General features: G+C 62.2%; 14 protein-coding genes. 11 read left to right on the top strand and 3 right to left on the bottom strand.

The window, feature by feature from the left end:
* Positions 1 to 44: 44 nt before the first annotated feature.
* The 11 genes from drmA to AC3IF3_RS23885 all read left to right on the top strand — a co-directional run bounded on the left by drmA (position 45) and on the right by AC3IF3_RS23885 (position 13,341).
* A complete protein-coding gene (drmA, locus tag AC3IF3_RS23935) occupies positions 45 to 3,590 on the top strand; it encodes a DISARM system helicase DrmA (protein ID WP_489230550.1) in 3,546 nt (1,181 codons plus the stop codon).
* Between the two features lie 6 nt (positions 3,591 to 3,596).
* Entirely contained in the window at positions 3,597 to 5,453 is a 1,857-nt protein-coding gene (gene drmB, locus AC3IF3_RS23930) for a DrmB family protein (protein ID WP_489230549.1), read from the top strand.
* A gap of 89 nt (positions 5,454 to 5,542) precedes the next feature.
* Complete coding sequence (locus AC3IF3_RS23925) at positions 5,543 to 6,364, top strand: GIY-YIG nuclease family protein (RefSeq protein WP_489230548.1); 822 nt, start codon at positions 5,543 to 5,545, stop codon at positions 6,362 to 6,364.
* Between the two features lie 157 nt (positions 6,365 to 6,521).
* Positions 6,522 to 7,007: a hypothetical protein gene (locus tag AC3IF3_RS23920; protein WP_489231389.1), complete on the top strand. Its 486-nt coding sequence runs from the start codon at positions 6,522 to 6,524 to the stop codon at positions 7,005 to 7,007.
* Complete coding sequence (locus AC3IF3_RS23915; protein WP_489230546.1) at positions 6,922 to 7,179, top strand: hypothetical protein; 258 nt, start codon at positions 6,922 to 6,924, stop codon at positions 7,177 to 7,179. Before AC3IF3_RS23920 ends, AC3IF3_RS23915 begins: the two co-directional genes overlap by 86 nt.
* A gap of 619 nt (positions 7,180 to 7,798) precedes the next feature.
* The gene (locus AC3IF3_RS23910) at positions 7,799 to 8,668 is read left to right on the top strand and encodes a hypothetical protein (protein WP_489230545.1); all 870 of its coding nucleotides are present in this window, start codon (positions 7,799 to 7,801) and stop codon (positions 8,666 to 8,668) included.
* 815 nt (positions 8,669 to 9,483) lie between these two features.
* On the top strand, positions 9,484 to 9,813 hold the full coding sequence (locus AC3IF3_RS23905; protein ID WP_489230543.1) for a recombinase family protein: 330 nt from the start codon (positions 9,484 to 9,486) through the stop codon (positions 9,811 to 9,813).
* A 29-nt stretch (positions 9,814 to 9,842) separates the two neighbouring features.
* Positions 9,843 to 10,805 carry an IS1595 family transposase gene (locus tag AC3IF3_RS23900; protein ID WP_489230542.1) on the top strand — a complete coding sequence of 321 codons (963 nt, stop codon included), beginning with the start codon at positions 9,843 to 9,845 and terminating at the stop codon, positions 10,803 to 10,805.
* Between the two features lie 410 nt (positions 10,806 to 11,215).
* Positions 11,216 to 12,010, top strand: coding sequence for a hypothetical protein (locus AC3IF3_RS23895; RefSeq protein WP_489230541.1), 795 nt, complete (start codon positions 11,216 to 11,218; stop codon positions 12,008 to 12,010).
* Positions 12,011 to 12,366: 356 nt separating this feature from the next.
* A complete protein-coding gene (locus AC3IF3_RS23890) occupies positions 12,367 to 12,777 on the top strand; it encodes a hypothetical protein (RefSeq protein WP_489230540.1) in 411 nt (136 codons plus the stop codon).
* Positions 12,778 to 13,182: 405 nt separating this feature from the next.
* On the top strand, positions 13,183 to 13,341 hold the full coding sequence (locus tag AC3IF3_RS23885) for a hypothetical protein (RefSeq protein WP_489230539.1): 159 nt from the start codon (positions 13,183 to 13,185) through the stop codon (positions 13,339 to 13,341).
* A 133-nt stretch (positions 13,342 to 13,474) separates the two neighbouring features.
* Here AC3IF3_RS23885 and AC3IF3_RS23880 read toward each other — a convergent pair whose 3' ends face one another.
* From AC3IF3_RS23880 to AC3IF3_RS23870, 3 genes are all read right to left on the bottom strand, one after another.
* Entirely contained in the window at positions 13,475 to 17,287 is a 3,813-nt protein-coding gene (locus AC3IF3_RS23880; protein WP_489230538.1) for a hypothetical protein, read from the bottom strand.
* An 833-nt stretch (positions 17,288 to 18,120) separates the two neighbouring features.
* Complete coding sequence (locus AC3IF3_RS23875; protein ID WP_489230537.1) at positions 18,121 to 18,795, bottom strand: hypothetical protein; 675 nt, start codon at positions 18,793 to 18,795, stop codon at positions 18,121 to 18,123.
* A complete protein-coding gene (locus tag AC3IF3_RS23870; protein WP_489230536.1) occupies positions 18,792 to 19,964 on the bottom strand; it encodes a tyrosine-type recombinase/integrase in 1,173 nt (390 codons plus the stop codon). The genes AC3IF3_RS23875 and AC3IF3_RS23870 overlap by 4 nt, the downstream gene beginning before the upstream one ends.
* Between the last annotated feature and the right edge of the window lie 502 nt (positions 19,965 to 20,466).

Below are 20,466 nucleotides of genomic sequence, written 5' to 3'. Positions count from 1 at the left end.
GCCCCATCGACCGCTAGTGTCACCGCCGGGAGAGGGAGCGCCGCATGGACGAAATGAGCGGGGGTGCCATGGCATCAGTGGACCGAGTGTCCGCGCTGGGCAAACCAGCCTCGGCTGTCCAGGTTCGGGAGCGATTGCTCGACCTCCTGCGTCGCGACCTCGTCGGCCCGCATCCTGACCGCGATAGTGATCTCGCGCGCGAGGTGCTGGCCGGTATCAGCCCCTCAACGTGGTACCTCACCGGATATCTTGGGCCGCGTCGGGGAGTGACGGCACCCGCGCCCGTGAAGGGGGCCGCGGCTGAGGAGGAAGCGGCCGAGCTCGGGCTCGCTGCGCAGCGTGGTAGCGAGGGCATGGAACAGGGGGCGCCCGGCCCAGGCGCGGCGGCAGACGATGGCGCCACCGAGCGTCCGCCGGCCCGCTCCTTTGAGCCTTCCTCACTCGGCCTCACGGTGCTGCTGCCGCGAAACATCGAGGCGATCACGGCGCGCATCACTTGGGGCGATTACGTCACAGAGCCGCCCCTTGACCCCGCGGTGGTCCTGCCCGCTGCCCGCGAAGCCGCCGCCGCCGCGGGGGAGGCACCTAATGCCCCCGCGCCCCGCACACTGCACTGGCGGCGCCTTCCGCGTGACGTGTCTTTGCCGATCCGCCTCGACGTGCGCCGGGACGGCGCGCCGCAGATGATTACAATCCCGGAGAGCGCTGCTCCCCAAGCGCCGGGCGGCGGACTGCAACTTGTGGTCTCGGCCCGGCCGACCCGCACCGCCGGCATCGATGGGGTGCACCGCGACCTCGTAGCGGTGTCAGTCTTCCTGGTGAATGCCCGAACCGAGACTCTGCGCCGCTTCGGGGACGTCGCCTTCTGTTTTCAGCCTCGGCTGGAGCTGACCTGCGCGGAGGGCTTCGCCGCGCGAGACGACCGCGCCTCCTACGCCGCGGGTGATTTCGACGAGCGCCTCGCCGATCTGCACTACCGGGACGTCTACTCCTTCGCGGTGGGCCACAACACCTCGGGCGACTGGGCCGAGCCGGATGCCGATGGGCGGGTGACGCGGGTCTTCACCAACCCATTGCCTGTACAGGAGGTCGAGAAGCTCGGCGCCGACATCGAAATATCCGAAGTGACACGGGGGATGGAGGCCCTTGCCGAGGCTGCAGGCGACCCTGCCTCGCTCCGCGCGGCACTCGCGGCCCTGCCGGAGGCCTATGCGACCTGGGCGCAGCAGCAAGAGGCCTCCATCTCAGGCATCGACGGCCTGCGCCGCCAGGAAGTCGCCCGCGAGTGCCTCGCGAACATCGAGACAGCGCGAGGCCGCATCGCGAACGGGATCGCGCATCTCCTCGACGATCCAGTCAGCCGCGAGGCCTTTGCAATCGCCAACCGCGTGATGGCCCGCGCTAACCGCCAGCGCGGCATGACGCTGAACAAGAAGCCGCCGGCCGAGCAGCGGCCGCCGATGTGGCGCCTATTCCAGCTTGCCTTCGTGCTCCTCAATCTCGAAGCTTTGGCTAAGCCTACCCACCCGGACCGACCGGTGGTCGACCTCCTGTTCTTTCCCACCGGCGGCGGCAAGACGGAGGCCTATCTCGGCCTCGCCGCCTTCGCGATCGCCCGGCGGCGGCTCAGCCATCCTGGGCTCGAAGGAGCCGGACTTTCGGTGGTGATGCGCTACACCCTGCGCCTGCTTACCCTTGATCAGCTGCAGCGGGCAGCGGGCCTGGTGTGCGCCCTCGAACTGGAGCGGCGCGGGGCCGGCAGGCTTGGGGTATGGCCGATAGAGATCGGTCTGTGGGTCGGGGGTGCCGCCACGCCCAACACCCTTGGAAGCGGGAAGAACGTCAAGCCCGGCACAGCCGTGCACTGGAACCGCGAGTACCGAGCCAAGCGCGGTCCCGCACCCGCACCCCTCAAGGCGTGCCCCTGGTGTGGCACCACGCTCACGCCTGACTGCTTTCACCTCCACCCGAACGGCCAAGCGCCCCAGCGGCTCGACCTACGCTGCGAGAGCGACGACTGCGCCTTCTCGGGCGAGCAGCGCCTGCCGGTCGTAGTGGTGGACGAAGAGATCTACCGGCGCCTGCCGGCCTTCATGATCGCCACGGTAGACAAGTTCGCCAACGTCCCCTGGGAGGGCCGGACAGGCGCCTTCTTCGGCCAGGTGGACCGGGCCGATGCGACGGGGTTCTACGGCGCTGCCGAGCCCGGCGCCGGGGTGCCGATCGGCGCGGCCCTGCGTCCGATTGACCTGATTATCCAGGACGAATTGCACCTGATCTCAGGGCCACTCGGCACGGTGGCGGCCCTCTACGAGACCGCCTTTGACCTCCTTGCCTCACGCACCATCGACGGGGTCCGGCGCGGGCCAAAGATTGTCGCCTCAACCGCGACGGTGAGGCGGGCCGAGGCGCAGATCCGTAGCCTGTTCGGGCGCCCCCGCACTGCGATTTTCCCACCACCCGGCCCCAACCGCCACAATTCCTTCTTTGCAAAGACGGACCTTGAAAGCCCATCGCGACTCTACGCAGGGGTCGCCTCACCGGGACGTGGGCCGAAGCTCGTCTTCTTACGCACGCTGCAGACCCTGCTGGCAGGGGCGAAGGCGCTCTCTTCCGGAGCAGAGCCTGACCCGGCCGACCCATATCTGACCGCCCTGTGCTACTTTAACGCGCTGCGCGAGCTTGGGGGTGCCCGGCGCATCGTCGACGACGAGGTGCGCACTCATTTGGCCACTTACGGGGAGCAACGCGTGCGGTTGGAGCCGCCGGGTCAGCCCTTTGCCGACCGTGCCCTACGCGAAATCCAGGAGCTAACGTCGCGCTACAGCACCGACAAGGTGTCCGAGGCGCGTACCCGGCTCGGCCAGCCAGCCCGAGCCAAGGATGCGGTCGACGTCGCGCTTGCCACCAACATGATCTCAGTCGGCCTCGACATTGGCCGGCTCGGTCTGATGGTGGTGCAGGGCCAACCCAAGACCGCCGCCGAGTACATCCAGGCAACCTCCCGCGTTGGGCGCGAGGCAGAGAAACCCGGTCTCGTCGTAACGCTGCTGAACTTGCACAAGCCGCGCGACCGTACCCATTACGAACAGTTCCGGGCCTTCCACATGAGCTTCTACCGAGCTGTAGAAGCGACGAGCGTGACACCATTTGCGACGCGCTCGCTCGACCGGGCGCTTGCCGCCACCCTTGTTGCTGCCGCCCGCCACATCGAGCCCGACCTCACCCCGCGCTCGGCCGCCAACCGCATCTCTTTCAACGACCACGCCGTTGCTGCGGTGCGCGCCGCCTTCGAAGAGAAGATGCGGGTGGCTGGGATTGAGGAGGCCGCGATCGTGCGCTGCCTCGCGCGGGTCGATGAGCTCAGCGCGGCGTGGGCCGAGATCGCTGACCGCCAGACGGTCAACGGCGATCAGTTCGTATACGCAAACGAAGAGCCTGTGCGGCGTCTGCTACAGGATCCGCTGGACGCGCCGCCAAACATGGCGCCGAACCGCCTATGGTTCGCTGCCGGGCGGTCGATGCGTGACACCGAGCCGGTCGCCCTACTGAAGCTGCGCGGTCCCGACGGCGCCCCACTCAGCAAGTGAATTCTGATGGCCGAAATCACTCAAAGCTTCAGCCAGCTAATGCTGACCTACGGGCCGGGCGCCATGCTGGATCTGCCCGAGCACGCGGTCGTCGTCGCGGGGCTTCAGGGCTGGCGTTACGTCGGCTGGGTCGAGCTGCCCGAGGAACGACTCGTGCCGCTACTGCGCAACCAACTCGCCGGCAAGCTAGCCCCAACTTTCCTGGGCCTGCGAAAACCGCCAGCATACGACGAGGACCGCCACGACGCGAATGCTCCGGGTGTTGAAGTCACACTCTTCCCAACCTGGTTCACCGCGGATGACGGAGGTGACTCTGAGGCCGAAGGGGACGGGGCGCAGTCTCGCGCGGAAAAGCGACGGCGCATGGTGAAGTTTTCCGAGCTGAGCGTCACCAACAGTGGCAAGCTCTCCTACGGGGGCGGAGGCCGCAAGAGTGCCGTCAACCCGATCCGCTTCGTTGCTGCGTGTCCGCGCGGCCACCTACAAGACATCGACTGGCGCTTCCTCGCCCACCGCGGCCGCGACCTCTCTTGCCGCAAGCCACTCTTCTGGGTTGAGCGGGGCGTGAGTTCGGATCCCGCTGACCTCTTCGTGCGCTGCACCTGCGGCGCCTCGGTCTCGCTTGGGGATCTCTACAAGCCGAAATTTCTAGGTCCGTGCGGCTGCCATAGCCCCTGGCTGCAGCCGCGCCGGCTCGCCGAGGAGGTCTGCGATAGCGATCTCAGGCTGCTACCGCGCTCAGCGACGAACACCTACTTTTCTCAGACCGTCACGGTTATCTCGCTCACGAGCGAGCACAGTCGAGTGCGGGAGGTCATCCAGCAGCATCGCGCAACCATCGAGAGCCTGCGACCACTCCCGAACTTCCTGACGGTTCTGCGCGCTCTCCCGGCTACCAAGGAGGCCTTCGCCGAATTCTCGGACGACGACGTCATGCGCGCGCTCGCGGAGGGTGAGGAGGGCGAGGCTGCGTCGTCTGCGAATCCACGGATCGCAGAGTTCGACCTTCTCGCCTCCGGCAAGCCGGTGATCGGGCAAGAGGGAGCAAACTCTATTCTGTTTGCCGAGACCCTCGATCGCGATCGCCTCGCGCTCACTCCGCCATGGAGCAACCTTCTGCGCGGTGTGGTGCGGGTGCACCGCCTGCGAGAAGTCACCTGCCTGTACGGCTTCACGCGCCTGGAGCCGCCGCCAACCTCCGCCGAGAGCGAGCTCGATGAGATACAGCTCTCTGTCGACGGCGCCGACCTCGCACGCGAGGTGGAGTGGCTGCCCGCGATTGAGCAGTTCGGCGAAGGCATCTTCCTGCACTTCTCACCTGATTTCCTGAAGACGTGGCTGGCGCGGCCGGAGGTCTCTGACAGGGCACAGGTGCTGCGGGAGGGCGAGGCTCGCGACGCACGTCGTTTCAATCGACCACCCCGGCATCTCGGGATTGCCTATTGGGCGCTGCATTCGCTCTCGCACGCGTTGCTTGCTGAGCTGGCCCTGGAGTGCGGCTATCCCCTGTCCTCTCTAAAAGAGCGGATCTACGCCAGCGGGACGGGCCAACCCGATCGGTTCGGCCTCTTAATTTACACCTCGACCGCGGGTGGGCAGGGGACGCTCGGTGGCTTAAGCAGCATGGCTGAGCAAATTCCGCGGATCCTCGCCTGCGCGCTGGAGCGACTAGTGCTTTGCTCGAACGATCCAGTCTGCGCAGAGCATTCTCCCGACCACGAGCAAAACGACCGGCCACTACATGGAGTTGCCTGTCACGCCTGCTTGCTTGTTCCCGAGACATCTTGTGAGGCTCGTAATACTCGATTGGATCGAGGTCTTCTCATAAAAACAGTGATTGGAAGTGAATATTCAATATTCTAAGATCATTAGGTGATGCTGAAATGATGTGCTGCCATGATGTATGTATTTTTGCTGTTTAGTTTCTAGGGTGCGACGGGGCACTGAAGAGCATGCCGCTTCGCTTCAACTCGCTTCTCGCTCAGGCCGGCGTCGAACCCGCCACCGTCCGCCTGCTCCGGCACCAGGATCACCGATCCGCGAAGGGCCGTACCCCTTACGAGCTTTGGCGCGACGATCGGCCAGCCTTCGAGGTCTACCAGGAGGGGCAGAGCTTCAAGAACCGGACGAGGCTGCGAGCCGATCAGTGGGCCTCTTTCGTCGTGACGCCGGCCGGCGAAACCCTACTCGCCGGGTTCTACGGGTGCAGCTACCTCGGCGAGAACCAGACCGAGCGCCAATGGCCGCACACTGCCGGCTTCGACCCAATAGGCTCGTGCGACGTCTACGGGCTGATCCCGGACGAGCGCCTCAACGACCTCGCTGGCCGCCTCGTGATCGCCTGGGGGGACGGTGAGCGGTCGTGGATCCAGCGGGCTGACAACCAAGACAAGGTCGTTCTTGAGTTCCAGCAGGCCTTCCGTGAGCCCAACTTCCCCGGGTTCGCTCGCTTCATCTCGCCCCTCTCCAAGGTGGAGGGTCTGCCGGCGGGATGGATAGCGGCTCTGCGTGTGTCGCGAGGGATCTATCTCCTGATATGCCCGAAGACGCGCGATCAGTACGTGGGCTCCGCCATTGGCGGGGATGGCTTCTACGGACGGTGGCTTTCCTACGCGCGGGACGGACACGGCGGGAACGTCGGCCTCAAGTGCCGGGACCCGAGCGACTACCAGATCTCCATCCTGGAGGTCGCCGGCTCCGCGGCCACGGTCGCCGAGATCCTCGCGATGGAACGTTTTGGAAGCTTAAGCTCCAAAGCCGGGAGATGGGGCTAAACTGCAACTGAAGGGCCTCTCCAGGGCAGCCTGTATCGCAGCGTTAGCCTCGGCGAGCGGGCCGCCTTCGCGGACGTCCCGGGTCGAACAGAGATCGAGGTCGCGAAGCGTCATCGGCGATCCTCTAAACGCACCACCCATCCCGGAGCCCACCGCCATGCGCAGACTACTCGCCGCCGCCACTCTTGCCCTTCTGCCGATGCAGGCCATAGCGCAGTCCGGCCCGGTACATCTGCCGCCGCCAGCAGGCTACTCTAATCCGCTCTACCTCTCAGAACTCCTACAGGATGGTCTCTATCAACTCTCTTTCGTGCGGGCGCTTCCGTACCTGAGACGGGCCCCGAATTGGGTTCTCAATTACGCAGCGAATGGGTCTGGACCCATCGACGAACTGCCGAGCTATCGCTCGACAAAAAGCTCGCAAGCTTATGCCATCGCGGCTATCGCAAGACGATCTTGGCATGACCAAGAGGACGAGGCTGTTCGACCGCCCCGCGACCGAGCATTTTTTGTCTTCAGTGGCACGGAGCCGTTGATGTGGCTTTTTACTATTACGGATGGCTATGGAGAATGGTTCGGAACACCACCGAATGACATCCGCACGGAGGTCGAAAACCTCTATAGCTATCTTGAGCGCAGCTAATAATAGCCTGCACGCTACCGGCTTGCGCTACCGGCTTCATGCGCGCGAGCTGCCTGGCCGGCCTGACATGGTATTCCGTCGTTTCCGGGCGGCTATCTTCGTGCACAGCTGCTTCTGGCACGGCCATGACTGTCCGATGTTCAAGCTGCCGGGTACTCGGCAAGAGTTCTAGTCAGCGAAGATCTCTGGCAACCGGCAACGTGATCAGCGGAAGGCGCTGCTGAGCTTGAGGCGGCCGGGTGGCGGATCCTGACCGTCTGGGAATGCAGCGTGAAGGGGCCGGCACGTCGCCCGCTGAGCGAGGTGACTACCTGCTGCAGCACTTTCCTGAAAAACCATGGATCGCGCAGCGAACTGGCAGGCGACTGGTCGAAGAAAGTCTAAGCTAATATGATAAAGAAACCTATCACGCATTGTCTCAGCGGCAGGTGTCAGCGAATTTGGAGCTAACAGATTATGCGCTGATCGACATAGGTTAGTTCTTAATTTCTGTGTTGAGGCTGCAGTTTTTCACCGGAGCGCCACTTTCTGAACGAGCAGCGACCAACTCTGGTCACAGCTGCTTTGTCATGCGACAGCGCCGTTATCCTCCAAGCGATAAATACTTCCCCAATCGGAATGTCGCAATTTTAGCACACCCTCGAAATCGTATTTGAGTCGGCTTGCTTCGTCCTTGAACGCTCGATTTACTGATCATGAGCGACGCTGGAAGCGCTGACATGTTTCTTAGGTGTTCAAGATTCGTATCTGTTGGGGTCGGGTGCTATCTATTGGGAGGTTGTGGACTCTTCGTGCCCGATCTAAATCCGGTGAGAAGTGGCGCTCCCGATCCTTCGATCCGCGATACCGGCTCACTACAAGCTAAATACGAAGATGAGCTCGTCAGGCATATCAATTGTGAGTTGGCAAACGGCTTGGTGAATTCTGCTAGTTCCTGGACGTCGCCTTGGCTTGTATCTGAAAAAGCCGGCACGACAATAACTCTTACGATTACCGCCGAACAACAAGGGGGTGCAAACGCGAATGCATCGATTATCACTCCTTATCGGAACGCCATTCAGATTTTTCCGACCAACAACGGAGGCAATGTCGTAACTCCGCAATCGTTTTCAATGGGCATAGGCGCCACCGGCGCTGCTACTTCGACGCGCACTGAGACAATTTCTTGGACACAAAATAACGCTGACATTCTGGCCTTTTACAATGATCATAAGAATGGTCACGATTGTTCCAGGTTTCAAAATGGAATCTTGATTGACAGCGACTTAAAGATCGGCGAATTTATCGATGATAAGATGCGGCTCTTGCGCGTGAATAATTTAAACTTTGCATATAAAATACCGCCAAAGTATGCAGCAAAATATCATTACGATATAACACAAGTGCCTATATATAGCACCTTTACTGAAGACCTGAATTTTATTGCTGCATTTGGCGGAACATTAAACCCGAACCTGAAGTTAGTCTCGGCCAATTCAGGAACGACTGGCAATCTTTTGGCTGCGCAAAATACATATACGAACGATCTCGTCATTACAATTGGGTTGCTGAAGCCCAACACGTTTCCCTATGCGCTACAAAGCGATGCTCAGAACCAACATCAGACGCGTGTCAATGCGAGCGCCATCGCAACATCAATTCAAAGTCAAGCTCGTCAGTGAATTGGAGGACGCAACATGAACCTGCACCAGACGTTTCTCCGCAAAACTCGGTTTGGGCTGCTCCAAGTTGTTATTATGACGGTAACAATTACATCTGCATATAGTGTAGATGTACGCTCCGGGCGTGTCGGCAATTGCCGCAATCAGGCGACCTGTTTCGAGCGCATACGAATGGAAATGGAGAACGTATGTCCTGGAGACACGCGACGATGCTGTGTTCCCAATAAAAATACACCGGACTCTCAGTGTAAGATATTCTGTGATGGTCAAGGCGGCTGTAATGATAGTCGGTAATTACGGATTAGTTTAGCTTTTTGCGTGATAAGCTGCGGGGAATAGTTTGAATTCGGCGGAACAGGCCTTAAGCCACCCAAAACCAAACCGTTTTGTCTGGAAAACTAATCGACTTTTCTATCGGATAAACGGCGCATCTTCAGCGCGATCTGCTCTGCTCTCGGCTTCTGACGTACTTCATATTCAACTCCTTTAATCGAGGCTGATCCCCTCAATCAGGACAGCTCAAAGACTGCCGGTCAGGCCAATCCCTTCTATAGACCACATTTCGTATTACTACGTTCGGGTAGCGATACGCGTACGGCAGAGTTCACGATGGCGCGCAAGGGTTTAGTCGAGTCGGTTGCCTACCTCCGGACCTCCTCCCCGACGAACGTCGGAGCTGACAAGGACTCCGAGAAGAGGCAGCGGGCGGCGATCGGGGCGTTCGCGAAACGGGTCAGGTACGGGCTCGTCGACTGGTACTACGACGCCGACGTGCGTGGGTCGGACCCAGTCAACGCCCGGCCGGCTTCGCGGCCATGCTGGACAGGATCGCCGGCAACGGGGTGCGGACCATCATCGTCGAGACCGCGAACCGCTTCAGCCGCGACCTCATCGTGCAGGAGACCGGGCACAAGCTGCTGAAGGCCCGCGGGGTCACGCTTGTCGCCGCCGACAGCCCCGGCGCCTTCGTCGAGGAGACCCCGACCTCCATCATGGTGCGCCAAATCCTCGGCGTCGTAGCGGAGTTCGAGAAGGCGTCGCTGGTCACCAAGCTGAAGGTTGCCCGCGACCGGAAGCGGGCCGCGACCGGCAAGTGCGGCGGTCGGAAGTGGCGGTATTATACTTGCCAAACCCACAGGGTATGACATGGTAGCAGCATCAAGAGTTTGCCGCCATGTCCGCCTCTGTCTTGAACGCCGCCCACTTCGCCACTGAGGAAGCAGCCTATAGTTGGGTTGAGTCCCGCCTATGGCCCGAAGGCCCGGTGTGCCCGCACTGCGGCGGCTTCGAGCGCATTTCCAAGATGCAGGGCAAGGCGACCCGCGTTGGCCTCTACAAGTGCTACCAGTGCCGGAAGCAGTTTCGCGTCACTGTCGGGACCATCTTCGAGGCCAGCCACGTCCCGCTGAACCTCTGGCTTCAAGCCATGTACCTCATGGCGTCAAGCAAGAAGGGCATCAGCAGCAACCAGCTTCACCGGACCTTGGGCGTGACCCTCAAGACCGCATGGTTCATGTCCCACCGCATCCGCGAGGCGATGACCTCCGGCGACCTCGGCTCGCTCGGTGGCGAGGGTCAGACCGTCGAAGCTGACGAGACCTACTTCGGCAAGAAGGAAGGCCCGATCCGGCCGTCAGAGCAGCGCAAGGGCCTCCCCTTCACCAAGGGCGGCAAGTCCGGCCCGTCACACAAGCGGGCCGTCGTGGCGCTCGTTCAGCGCGGCGGCAAGGTGCGGTCCTTTCATCCCGAGAGGGCCACCAAGGAGGCCGTCGTCGGCATCGTGAAGGACAACATCGCCCAAGAGATCCGCTTCATGACCGATGAGCGCCGCCTGTACGTCGGTCTCTCGGCTCACTTCGGATCGCACCTGACCGTCAAGCACTCGCACGGTGAGTACGTTCGTGGCGACGTGTACACCAACACCGTTGAAGGTTACTTCTCGATATTCAAGCGCGGCATGAAAGGCATCTATCAGCACTGCGCTGAGAAGCACTTGCATCGCTACCTCGCGGAGTTCGATTTCCGCTACAACAACCGCGTGAAGCTCCGCGTCAGCGACCTCGACCGCGCGGACAATCTGCTGCGCGGCGTGGTCGGCAAGTGGCTCACCTATCGAACGGTTGGTAGCCGGGTATAAGCACCGGGGGCCGAAGCGAAGGCAGAGCAAGGCGACCTGACAGAAACAAAAGCTGTCACGACCGACTCTTTCCCTCGACGCCGATTGCGCCTACCTACGAGGCTATGCGTAAGCGTAGATTATATCTATTCTAAACTGCGATCGGCGGTGAAGGAAGATAACTTGTGCGAAGATACTGACTATCGAGCGGTTGGCATGCCGGTTTGCCCGCCATTGGGCCGCGCAGTGGTCGCGTGGTCTAAGCTGCTGCGTGCCTATCAGGTAACAGCCCAACGATTTCGGTGTACGGCTTGGCAATGCGTATTGCCCAGCTTGGTTTTGCAACGCCCTAATGGCCTACCCAGTCGACGTTTGGAGGCTATGCGGTGAGCGGATCAAGCCATGCCTTGCTGGCTGGTAGAGCCGTCCCCATGCAGACACTTCCGATGTGGGATCATACCTACGTTACAAGTAGTTGCGGGTGGATCTGGCGGTGCTGGGGCAATTATTCCGGTGGTAAAGTTATAGTCAGTGGTTTGGGCAATTCGTACTGGTCGAACTGCATATCGAAAATGCGGGGTACAGCTGGTATTGAGTACGGCGTGACAGGTGTCTGCCACCAAACAGCAAACCGTATCCTCTCGCCAGGCTTAATAAGGGTCGAACAAGCGCGGGGGTATAATCTATCGGAGCGACGCTTCGGCCCTTACGGCACAAGCCCGTGGCCAGCGCGTTTGATACTTTGCTTGGGACTTACACAAAACGCGCCGGACCTAATCGAATACGATAAAATCGAGGATCAAGAGGTCTTCGATGTCAAAATAAAGGTGCAGCAGATGCTTGAAGATCGGCGCGGCCCACCTTCTCCCGATGACATTCTTAGATATGTGAGTGTCGACGCATCTGAGAGAGAAGCTCTCGAACACATGTTGTGGTCCGCCGGAGTGGACGATCTGTCAGAAGATCAAAAGATCAAACTCATAAATCTAACAATTCGAACGCGAGAAGAGCAAAGCAAACTCGTTCAATTGTTGCGTTCGGAAGATATCAGCAAGTCTGAATACTTATTGGCTTTCAATGATATAACCAAAAGATTTATGAATGCAAATTTTGAAGTGCTCGGCGAAAAAAAATTCTTCGCAGTCTACGGCGAAGCTGGGTATCATTGTCATGGTCTTATAGACGAGGAGACATTTTATCGAGAACAAGCTCTTAAGCTGAGATGAGTGGGCCTTTTAAATCAGAATCGTAGGATGTGTGACGGCGGCTAAGGTGGAGCACCAAAAGCGTGCGTCGGGTGACCACAAGGCCCAACTCGACCGCTTCAAGCAAACCGCCCGCGAACTCGGCTGTGATGAGACGGGGGAGGCGTTTGAGCGAACGTTCGCTAAAGTGGCACCGCCCCGGACAAGAAAGCCCAGTACTGCAAAGGAGGGGGGGTGACCGCAGCCACAGCCCTATCGGGTTTGCCAAGTTCGCCTGAGTCGCTAAGATTGCATCTTCTCTCGTAGAAGCTGCACAACCAACCAGAGGTGCGCGGCCCCTACAAAAGCGGATTAGGCACCGCGGGCTTGCAGCGTTGATGGCCGTCGAACTCAGTCAGCTCATACAGCTCATCGCTGGACAACGGCAAATTCTGAATATTGGCAACGTGCCATACGCCGTTGCCTCGGCTCTTAATTGTGTGCCGGGCATTGTAAATCTAAAAACGAAAGAGGCTCGTCACATTTTTGAGAGTCATCCCACCGATATGACGATTGATGACTTGATGCTACTTACCTTTGCTGTCGAGCGCGGCAAGTACTATCGAGATCCAAAAAGACGAGACGGCTTATCCGTAGTCTATAATAGCTGCGTGACTGGGAAGCCTTATCTGCTGGCATTAAAGCGTGTCGGGCCGGGCGAGCTTTGGGTTTCCACTTATCACCACACGAACCAGAAGAAGGTTCGGCAGAGGCAAGAGAAGTGGCACGTGCTCTGTGAGCACCGCTAGAAATGCAGGCGGCCGCCCCTGGGTAGAGGCGGCCACCATTTCCGAACTCGGTAGGGCCTGTCAGAAACCCTACAAGCTCCCCCAACCTTCCCAGGGTAGGGGCTACGGCTGACAGAATTCCACCGCGTCACAAGCTCGGCTGTACGAAGGTCGCGCCTTCACACTACGAAACCGTAAACCGGTGGACGGTTCCGCGAAACCCCCACACGCTTCACAGGTCGTTAACTTGTTACCCCAAGTTGCGCGGTTCCTAAGCGGCTGTGCGCATTCATGAACCTGCCACCGACCGACTTATCCACAAGCGAATGCTGCCCTGTAGGTTGCCCCGCGGCCTAAGCCCGCACGTCGCTGGGTTTGCGAAGTACGATATCGCCTCGGAAGTCCTATGCCGAGCGCGACGCCGCCATGGTCGAGCTGGCGAAGCGCTTACACCGCTACCCGGTCGACGGACGGCGCCGGCCGCTCCGGGACGTGGCGGCCGAGTTGGCCGCGGCCGGTTACACGTCGGCGGCCGGGACGCCGTTCCCGCCGGCCTCGATCGTGCGGATGATTGGGTTGGCCTAGGCGGGCCGTACGCGTGCGGCGCGGGCTCGGGCTGTAAAGTTACCGCGGCCGAGAGCCGAACGCCGCGGGCGGGGCCCGTTCGCTGCGCGGTTGCGCGTCGCGGGGGCAGCGGGTGTGTGGGATTGCGTGGAGACTAGGTCGCGAGACTCCATCGATCGATCATTTCGCTTGAAACGGCATGCGCGGCGAGGGCCGCGCCGAACCGCTTTAGGCTGATGCCCGCGCAGAGCAATTCGCGGTCGAGGGGACTCAAGTCGGAGAACACCCCGATTGAGGCGCCGGACTTTTTCGCCGGCTCAGCCTCCGCGGATCGCCGTGTTTCTGGAGCCTTCGAGGCATCAGCAGCGACCAACTCGAATGCTGTCAGCTCGACGCCGAGACCCAGCTCGATTCGCACCCAGACGTCGACCGGATCAGCGTACGCCTCCGGGTCGTAGCAGCCAGTGCGCCACTTCTGGCGGGCACCTGCGTGCTGGTAGCGGAACGAGACCCACCCCTGAGGATGCGGCGCTCCGCCGTCACGCTTGCGCTGTCCTTTCACGGCGTCCTCGCTCACGTAGATGTCGGGGTACAGCCGCGCCGTGTCGGCCGCGCTGTCGAGGACCACGCGCACCCCGCCTCTGGAGTCGGGAGCGGCCTGCCGAGGCTCGCCCTCAACCTCGATCCAGTCGATCGCGCCGAGCCGTAGCGCCGTCAGTGCGGCGAACAAGGAACTCGTCGGGCGAGGCGCTCCGGCCAGGAGGTACGCGGTCGAGACTCGGGCGCAGCCCCTGCGCTGGAATCTGAGGGATCTCGGCCGAGCGATCCACAGAGGGTCGCCGTCCGCCCTGTTCCCTATATAGTTTCTATAGAGAGAATGGGGCGCGTCGCGACCCTTTGTGGATTTCCAGGGAGGCGCAGCCCTGCGAGCTTCCTTCTCCGTCAGCCTCCAGGCGGCCATCAGGTCCGCGGTGTCCGCCAGCACGATTCCGCCCTCGGCGTACTCGACCCACGACCCAGGAGCCCCCCAGTCCTCGACGGCGTCGAAGGTCATGTCGACCACGCCGCTCCCGAGGACGTACATGTCGAGCGGCTCGCCCGGCTTCCGATTAACGGCCCGGGCCCGGCCGGCGGCTTGCTCGCGTTCGTCCTCGCAGATGTTCCGGCGGATCGCCTCGCACAGCGGATGCGAGTGCTCCCAGCACGTGACCGCCCAGCCCTTCCCGCCCTTCAGGCGGAGGCCGCGCTTGACCCGGACGTAGCCGGCCGGCTTCACCTCGCGCCCAGTGAGGACCTCGGCGAGTTTCTCGACCGCTACGGTCTTCGGCAGCGTGCCCCCGATCGAGACCAGCGTCCGGACCTTCTCGTAGCCGTTGATGCCGGTCAGGTTGTTGAAGTGTAGCGTCTCGACGCCCGGCGGGATCTGGCGCTTCGGCTCGGCCTCGCTCGGCGCCGCATCCTTGGGCGGCAGGCCCAAGAGCCATCGTTCGTAAGCCTCCTGCGCGACCGCGAGCATCGGCTCGCCCCCGGAAGCCATGAACCTGTCACGCAGGAAGCGGCTTACCGCGACCATGTTGCGGTTCGCCTCTTGGCCCTTCCCGGGCGTGAGCTTGCTCTTCGAGAACGGCCCGTCGACGACGGCGACCGCCCGGACATTCGGTGGCAGCTCCGCCGCGACCCGCGGCAAGATCTCGACGGCTTGGTAGGCGTCGGCGGGGAAGATCGGCGCGAGGATTTCCGGGCCGGGCATCGTGGCGTCCAGCAGGACGGTCGGCTTGCGCAGCGCCTCCACGATCTCCGAGAGACGCCAAGCCCGCACGGTCCACCGCGTACCGTCGCCGTCGCGCTTGCGCTGGATCTCGAGCCGGCCGGACGCTTCGGCCCCCTCGTCGAGCAGGAACGCCCGCATCTCGCGGTAGATCGCCGCCCGCCGCAGGGCGAACTGCGCGTCACTCGTGGCCTCGACCGCCTTCTTGCGCTGCTCGGGCGTCATCCCGGGCCGAAGCGCCGAAGCGACCTTGAGCAGGAACTCGTCCGAGCCGGATTGCTGGAGCGCGTCGGCCGTGAAGTGCTTCTCTACGATCTCGCGGCGCAGCCCCATCTTCACGGTGTCCGCGATCGGCGCCTCCGGATCCTGCTCCGCCTCGAACGCCGCGACATGCTCGGCCAGCATCTTCCCGAGCCGCGATCTGCGCCACTCGATCATCCGCACCGCGCCATCCGTCCGCTCGTCGAGCGTGGCGGTTGCCTCCTCCGGCGACGCGTCCAGCGCGGGCTTCTTCTTGCCAAGGTTCTCGCGCGCGCCGGCCCGCTCACCCAGGCTCACTGCCGCGGGGATTTCCTCCAGCGCGAGCGAGACCGGACGCTCGGCGAACGACTGCCAGAAACCCTCGTCGATCACGACGAGGTCGATCTCGCCGAGCGCCTTCTGCGCTTGCGTTAGCAACTGGCGCGGGACGACCCAGATCTGAGGCGTCGCCCCCCGCTGCTCTTGGTAGGGGCACGCATGGAAGTAGTCGCAGAAGAACTCCCGCGGCGAACTGTCTGGGTTCTTGCCCTCGACCCGGTGGCAAACCGCCTGCTGAACCGGGGCGCCGATCGACGCGGCCAGCTTCGCGGCGGCCGGATCGAGGCACATCTCCTCGCCGGCCTCTCTCGTGGCCTCGCGCCCGTACCAGACCTCCGCGTCGGCCTTGAGCGTCCGGAAGTCCTTCACGACCTGAGCCGTCAGCTTGTGATGGGGAGCGACCCACAAGACCCGGCGCCCACCCTCGACGAACGTCACGACCTTCCGCATCCCGGCCCGGGTTTTTCCAATGCCGGTGCCGACCGGGAGCCCCACGACCGGCGGGGGCGGCAGCACCATCATCACGTCCGGATCCCGCGAGAGCGCTCTCAGGCGGAGCCACTCCTCAGCGCGGTCGAAGGCGTGCGCGATCCCGGCGTCGAGGGCCTTCTCGGCCTCCGGGCGCGGCAACGCGGTGTCCGGATAGAATGGATCGACCGGAGCGGGCTCCGGCTTCTCAGGACGCGCGGCGATCGCGGCGGCGATGCTGGCGTAGCTACGCTCGGCCTCGACGCGGAGACGATCGCTCCCGGTCAGGAACTTGGCCGCGCAACCCTCGGGGTGCCGGCGGCACGTCTCCTCGAAATCGTCGACCGTCAGCTCGTCGAGGTAGGCCGCCCAGGCTGCGCGGTGGAACTGCGACGAGCGGTCGGCAACCTGAGCTTCGGGCACGGTGAGCAGCGCCTCAGCGCTCGCGCTGACCCGGCCCGTCAGGCCCTCCGGGATCTCCGTCTCGACCTTGGGCGGCGCGACGTAGGGGAACGCGGCCCGCATCTCGTCGAGGGACCGAACCGGGCCGTCCAGGGCGAGCGCCTTCGTGTCGACCGGAACCCGGCCTCGGGCGCGCTTCGTCTTCGTGGGGTAGTTCACCGTGCCGGCGGCCCGGTAGGGCTGGGTGATGACGCCCGTATCGGAGTCGCCCCCCGTGTTGGCCCGGAGGGCGAGCCCGAGTTCCTTCGCCTCCGGCCCGGAGAGCCCCGCGACGATGCCGTACCAGCGGTGCGTGTTGCCGGGCGAGGACTCGACGGTGAACGTCGGCGCCACCGTGATCTCGGCGCCCTTGCCCTTGTCTGCGTCGTCGTCGACCACGAGTGCGAAGGCCGCGACCGTGTCGCCCTCGGTGCCGCGGCCCTTTTCGCCGCGGGCGCGCCTCCGGACCGTGCGGCCCTCGACGTAGACGTTGAACCCCGCGTTCGACTGGCGGACGGCCTCGTCGACCATGTGGTCGATCTCGCCGATCGCGAACTGCGCCGTTTGAGAGGCGCCGTCCGGGAAGATCCAGGAGAGCTGCAGCTGGCCCGGATCGCGGAGCCCGGCTGTCGCCGAAGCGGCCAGGGCGTGGAGCCGTTCGAGGAAGGCGTGGACCTGAGTTCGATCAGTCGCCGGACAGGCCGCCGGCACAGTTTCTACCGGTATTTCAATGGGTTGAGCTAGCGGTGCGCTCTTGCTTGGGCTATATTCCGAAGCGTCGACCGGTAAAGCGACATCATTGGAATAGAGCCTGTGGAGCGCCCGCTTCGCGGGCTCATCCATGTCAGGACCTTAACCGAGGAATTCAGGGGCTCCGAAACGAAGATTACGGCCGAGCTACCGGGCCGGCCCTTCGTTCTCAGGCAGCCGACGCCGGGATCTTCAGCATCGCGGCGAGCGCCGCGTCCGGAACCAGCATGTGGCTGCGCAAAGGCCTCGGCTTCTCCCGCGCGTGGACGGAGCACGGGCAGGGCCGGCCGTTGGCCTGCTGCTTCGGAGGTCCCGCGGCAAACAAAGCGCGTAAGCGGACGTTAGACGCGCATTTGCGGCTCAAAGCTGGATTTGCGACTGCCAGCCCGCTCCGCCGGCCGTCGAGGGCGCAGGCGATAGCCTCGGCGCTCATGAGCGTAACTCCGCTGATGATCGGCGGCTGCGTTTTACTGCGCGCGCGGATTTCGCCCGCCGCCGCTCGGCGGCAGCTGTAAGCTCTTCAGCCTCTAGGCCGACCGGATTTTCCCGCGCCGCTTGCCAATCGCTCTCGGCCGCAGCGCTGATCCTGATCGCCGCGCCGAGGTGCATTTCTCTCGGCCCGCGGCCAAGTTTCCTCAGTTCGTAATAAGTCGGGGTCGATATCGCGTTTCTTCGGCAGAATTCTGGGATAGTAAAAGCAGAGACTTGTACGAATAGATTCTGATGTAATTCCATGGGATCTACCAGGGGCTAGCTTGAAGCCTCTGGAGCGTACCCGGCCATGGAGGTCGGGCCTATTTACGCGTATATACGCGGCAAGGAATCTGCAGCAATCGGTCACCCCTCTCTACGCGGGCCCTGATGAGCCTGAGCCTCGTCCGTTCGGGACGTGTCTCCAGACCTCGCGTGAGAGCGCGGACCTCATCCTTAGCTTCCGTCACGGGCCTCCCCGTATCATCGGCGACGAAATGACCGACGACATCTTTCGCTCGCGCCGCGACCGCTCTCTCGTCCCGCTCCGGATAAATTTTGCGCAGCAAATCGCACATCCAGATAAAACGGTGATGAATAACGAAATCATCCTCTGTAATTTCTTCTAACGGTTCGAATTTTGCTCTCGGATGGAAGCCGTTGTACTCGATGAGATCTGAAATTATATTTTTCAACTCGGATGATATGTCCGTTGTTCTAATGACCCTCGTGAGCGGCTTCCATCTACCTTCGGTAGACCTGGAGCTAGTCATGCCCATGAGCAGAGCATCCCTCTCCGTGTCAGAGAGTTGATGTTTACTGCGTTCCATAATGGTGTCGAAAAACTCGCCTTCTCTCGATGCTGCTTCTTCTTGATATTCTTGAAATAGGCCTTCAAGGCGCCTGTCTATGTATTCTAGCCAGTCACGCCTATTGCAGACGTGATCGAAATCCTCCCACGGCGGCGGATCAACACACCATGAAGAGCTATCGATCACGCGAGTGCCTCCGCAGTTCCGAATCTAGGCGCGCTCGCCTTGATGGCTTCATCGAGGTAGGTTTCCGTTAGGTGACCGTAATGCCTCTCGACCATTCGCGTGTCACTGTGGCCGAGGTTGCGAGCTACGACGAGCAAGGGCACGCCGCCCATCACAGCGAGACTCGCCCAAGTGTGCCTGAGTTGGTGAAAGCCCATTGGGGCTAGGCCGGCCGCTCGACATGCTGCCGCCATCGGGCGGCCCTGGAGCGATTTTGCCCATGGTTGACCGTCGCCCCGGGCGAACATGGGCTCTTCGGCGTCGCGTCCAACACTTATCGCCTTGAAGAATGCCCCCCCCTCCTCGGTCAATCGCACATCTCGTGCTTTGCCAGATTTTGATCTCCGCACTGTCAGCAGCCCGCGGGCGAAATCGGACACCCGCAACTCGCATAACTCGCCGTAGCGGCAGCCGGTCAGCAACGCGCCCTGAACGAGCCTCTGGAACCCGGTCGATGCCTCAGCAGCAGCGATCAGGCGCTGAGCTTGGGCAACCGTTAGCCAGCCCGGTCGAGCTGCTCCGACGTTTCGGTAAGGTTTGAGACGTCGCCAAGAGGTGTCATCGGCCACTCTCCCGTGCTCGAAGGCGCGGTTCAGCGCTGCCTTTAGAACGGTGGCCGTCCGGTTCACGGTCGCTCGACGACCGCGCCGCTGATCGTCCGAAATCGGAGCATTCTTATAGCGCTGAGGTTCGCCAAGACGCGTCCGCGCCCGCGGCAACTCTGCTGCCAGGCCATCGCGCCAACGGACGAGAAGATCCGTCGTCAACGCATCCACGCGCAGCTCACCTAGGGCGGGCAGGATGTGAGTGCGTGCTCTGCTCTCCGCGTCGACGGCGCTGCGGCGCTCGGCTCGCAAGAAGGTTAGATAGTCTTCGACGGCGACCCGCACCGTAAGAGGCGCGGCCGTCACGGCCGAAGCATCCTCGGTGCCGCTGGCCGCCTCGTGCGCCAGTCGTTGTGCGTCGGCGTAGCCCAGGACAGTCGCGCCGTCGGCATCTTGATAATCATCGGCGAGACCAAGCGTCTCCGCCCGGTAGCGACCAACACCACCGGCGTCGAGCCCAAGGTATCGCCGAACAACCCAGCTCCCGGGGGCATCTTTGCGGCGTCGGCGGTAGCCGAGGTGCAACTCACCGGGGATGAGACACCGCCAGTAAGGTGCGGGCTGAGGCGTGAGCCGCGCACGAGCCGACCGGCTCTCTAGTTTTGCGTCTCTGACCGTCCGTGCCATAGCCCGACCGCTTGCTTGATCTAATATGGCCTAATATACGGGGGCCGACGCCGGTTAGCTAGCGCTAGCATGCCGACGCAAAATTATTGTTTGTCAGTTACTTAGATTGTAATTCCTAGCTAGCCGGAGCTCTGGTAGCGGCCCTTTCACGGCGAAAACACGGGTTCGATTCCCGTAGGGCGCGCCAACGAAATCAAGCACTTAGCTCAAGCCGCCGCACTCGGTGTCCAGTTTGTGTCCCGTCGAGCGGGCCGGACAGCCTTGGACGAAGCTGGCTTTGGTCGGCCATCAGCACGTCGCCAATTCATACCAACGAGGTGTCGCGCTAACCCGACGCGCGGCCGTTTGCTCGGAATGGATCAAGGCCATGCTCAATGATACGGTCCCAGCCTTTCGGTTT

The organism is Methylobacterium sp. J-118 (assembly GCF_057836565.1).
The sequence above is the reverse complement of the archived record's forward strand: the minus strand, read 5'-3'. Positions and strand labels throughout refer to the sequence as shown.

Coding starts and splice junctions, on each gene's coding strand:
- AC3IF3_RS23915 (WP_489230546.1), top strand. CDS start 6,922: ATGGCTATGGAGAATGGTTCGGAACACCACCGAATGACATCCGCACGG.
- AC3IF3_RS23890 (WP_489230540.1), top strand. CDS start 12,367: ATGGCCGTCGAACTCAGTCAGCTCATACAGCTCATCGCTGGACAACGG.
- AC3IF3_RS23905 (WP_489230543.1), top strand. CDS start 9,484: ATGCTGGACAGGATCGCCGGCAACGGGGTGCGGACCATCATCGTCGAG.
- drmB (WP_489230549.1), top strand. CDS start 3,597: ATGGCCGAAATCACTCAAAGCTTCAGCCAGCTAATGCTGACCTACGGG.
- AC3IF3_RS23900 (WP_489230542.1), top strand. CDS start 9,843: ATGTCCGCCTCTGTCTTGAACGCCGCCCACTTCGCCACTGAGGAAGCA.
- AC3IF3_RS23920 (WP_489231389.1), top strand. CDS start 6,522: ATGCGCAGACTACTCGCCGCCGCCACTCTTGCCCTTCTGCCGATGCAG.
- AC3IF3_RS23925 (WP_489230548.1), top strand. CDS start 5,543: ATGCCGCTTCGCTTCAACTCGCTTCTCGCTCAGGCCGGCGTCGAACCC.
- AC3IF3_RS23895 (WP_489230541.1), top strand. CDS start 11,216: ATGCAGACACTTCCGATGTGGGATCATACCTACGTTACAAGTAGTTGC.
- AC3IF3_RS23885 (WP_489230539.1), top strand. CDS start 13,183: ATGGTCGAGCTGGCGAAGCGCTTACACCGCTACCCGGTCGACGGACGG.
- drmA (WP_489230550.1), top strand. CDS start 45: ATGGACGAAATGAGCGGGGGTGCCATGGCATCAGTGGACCGAGTGTCC.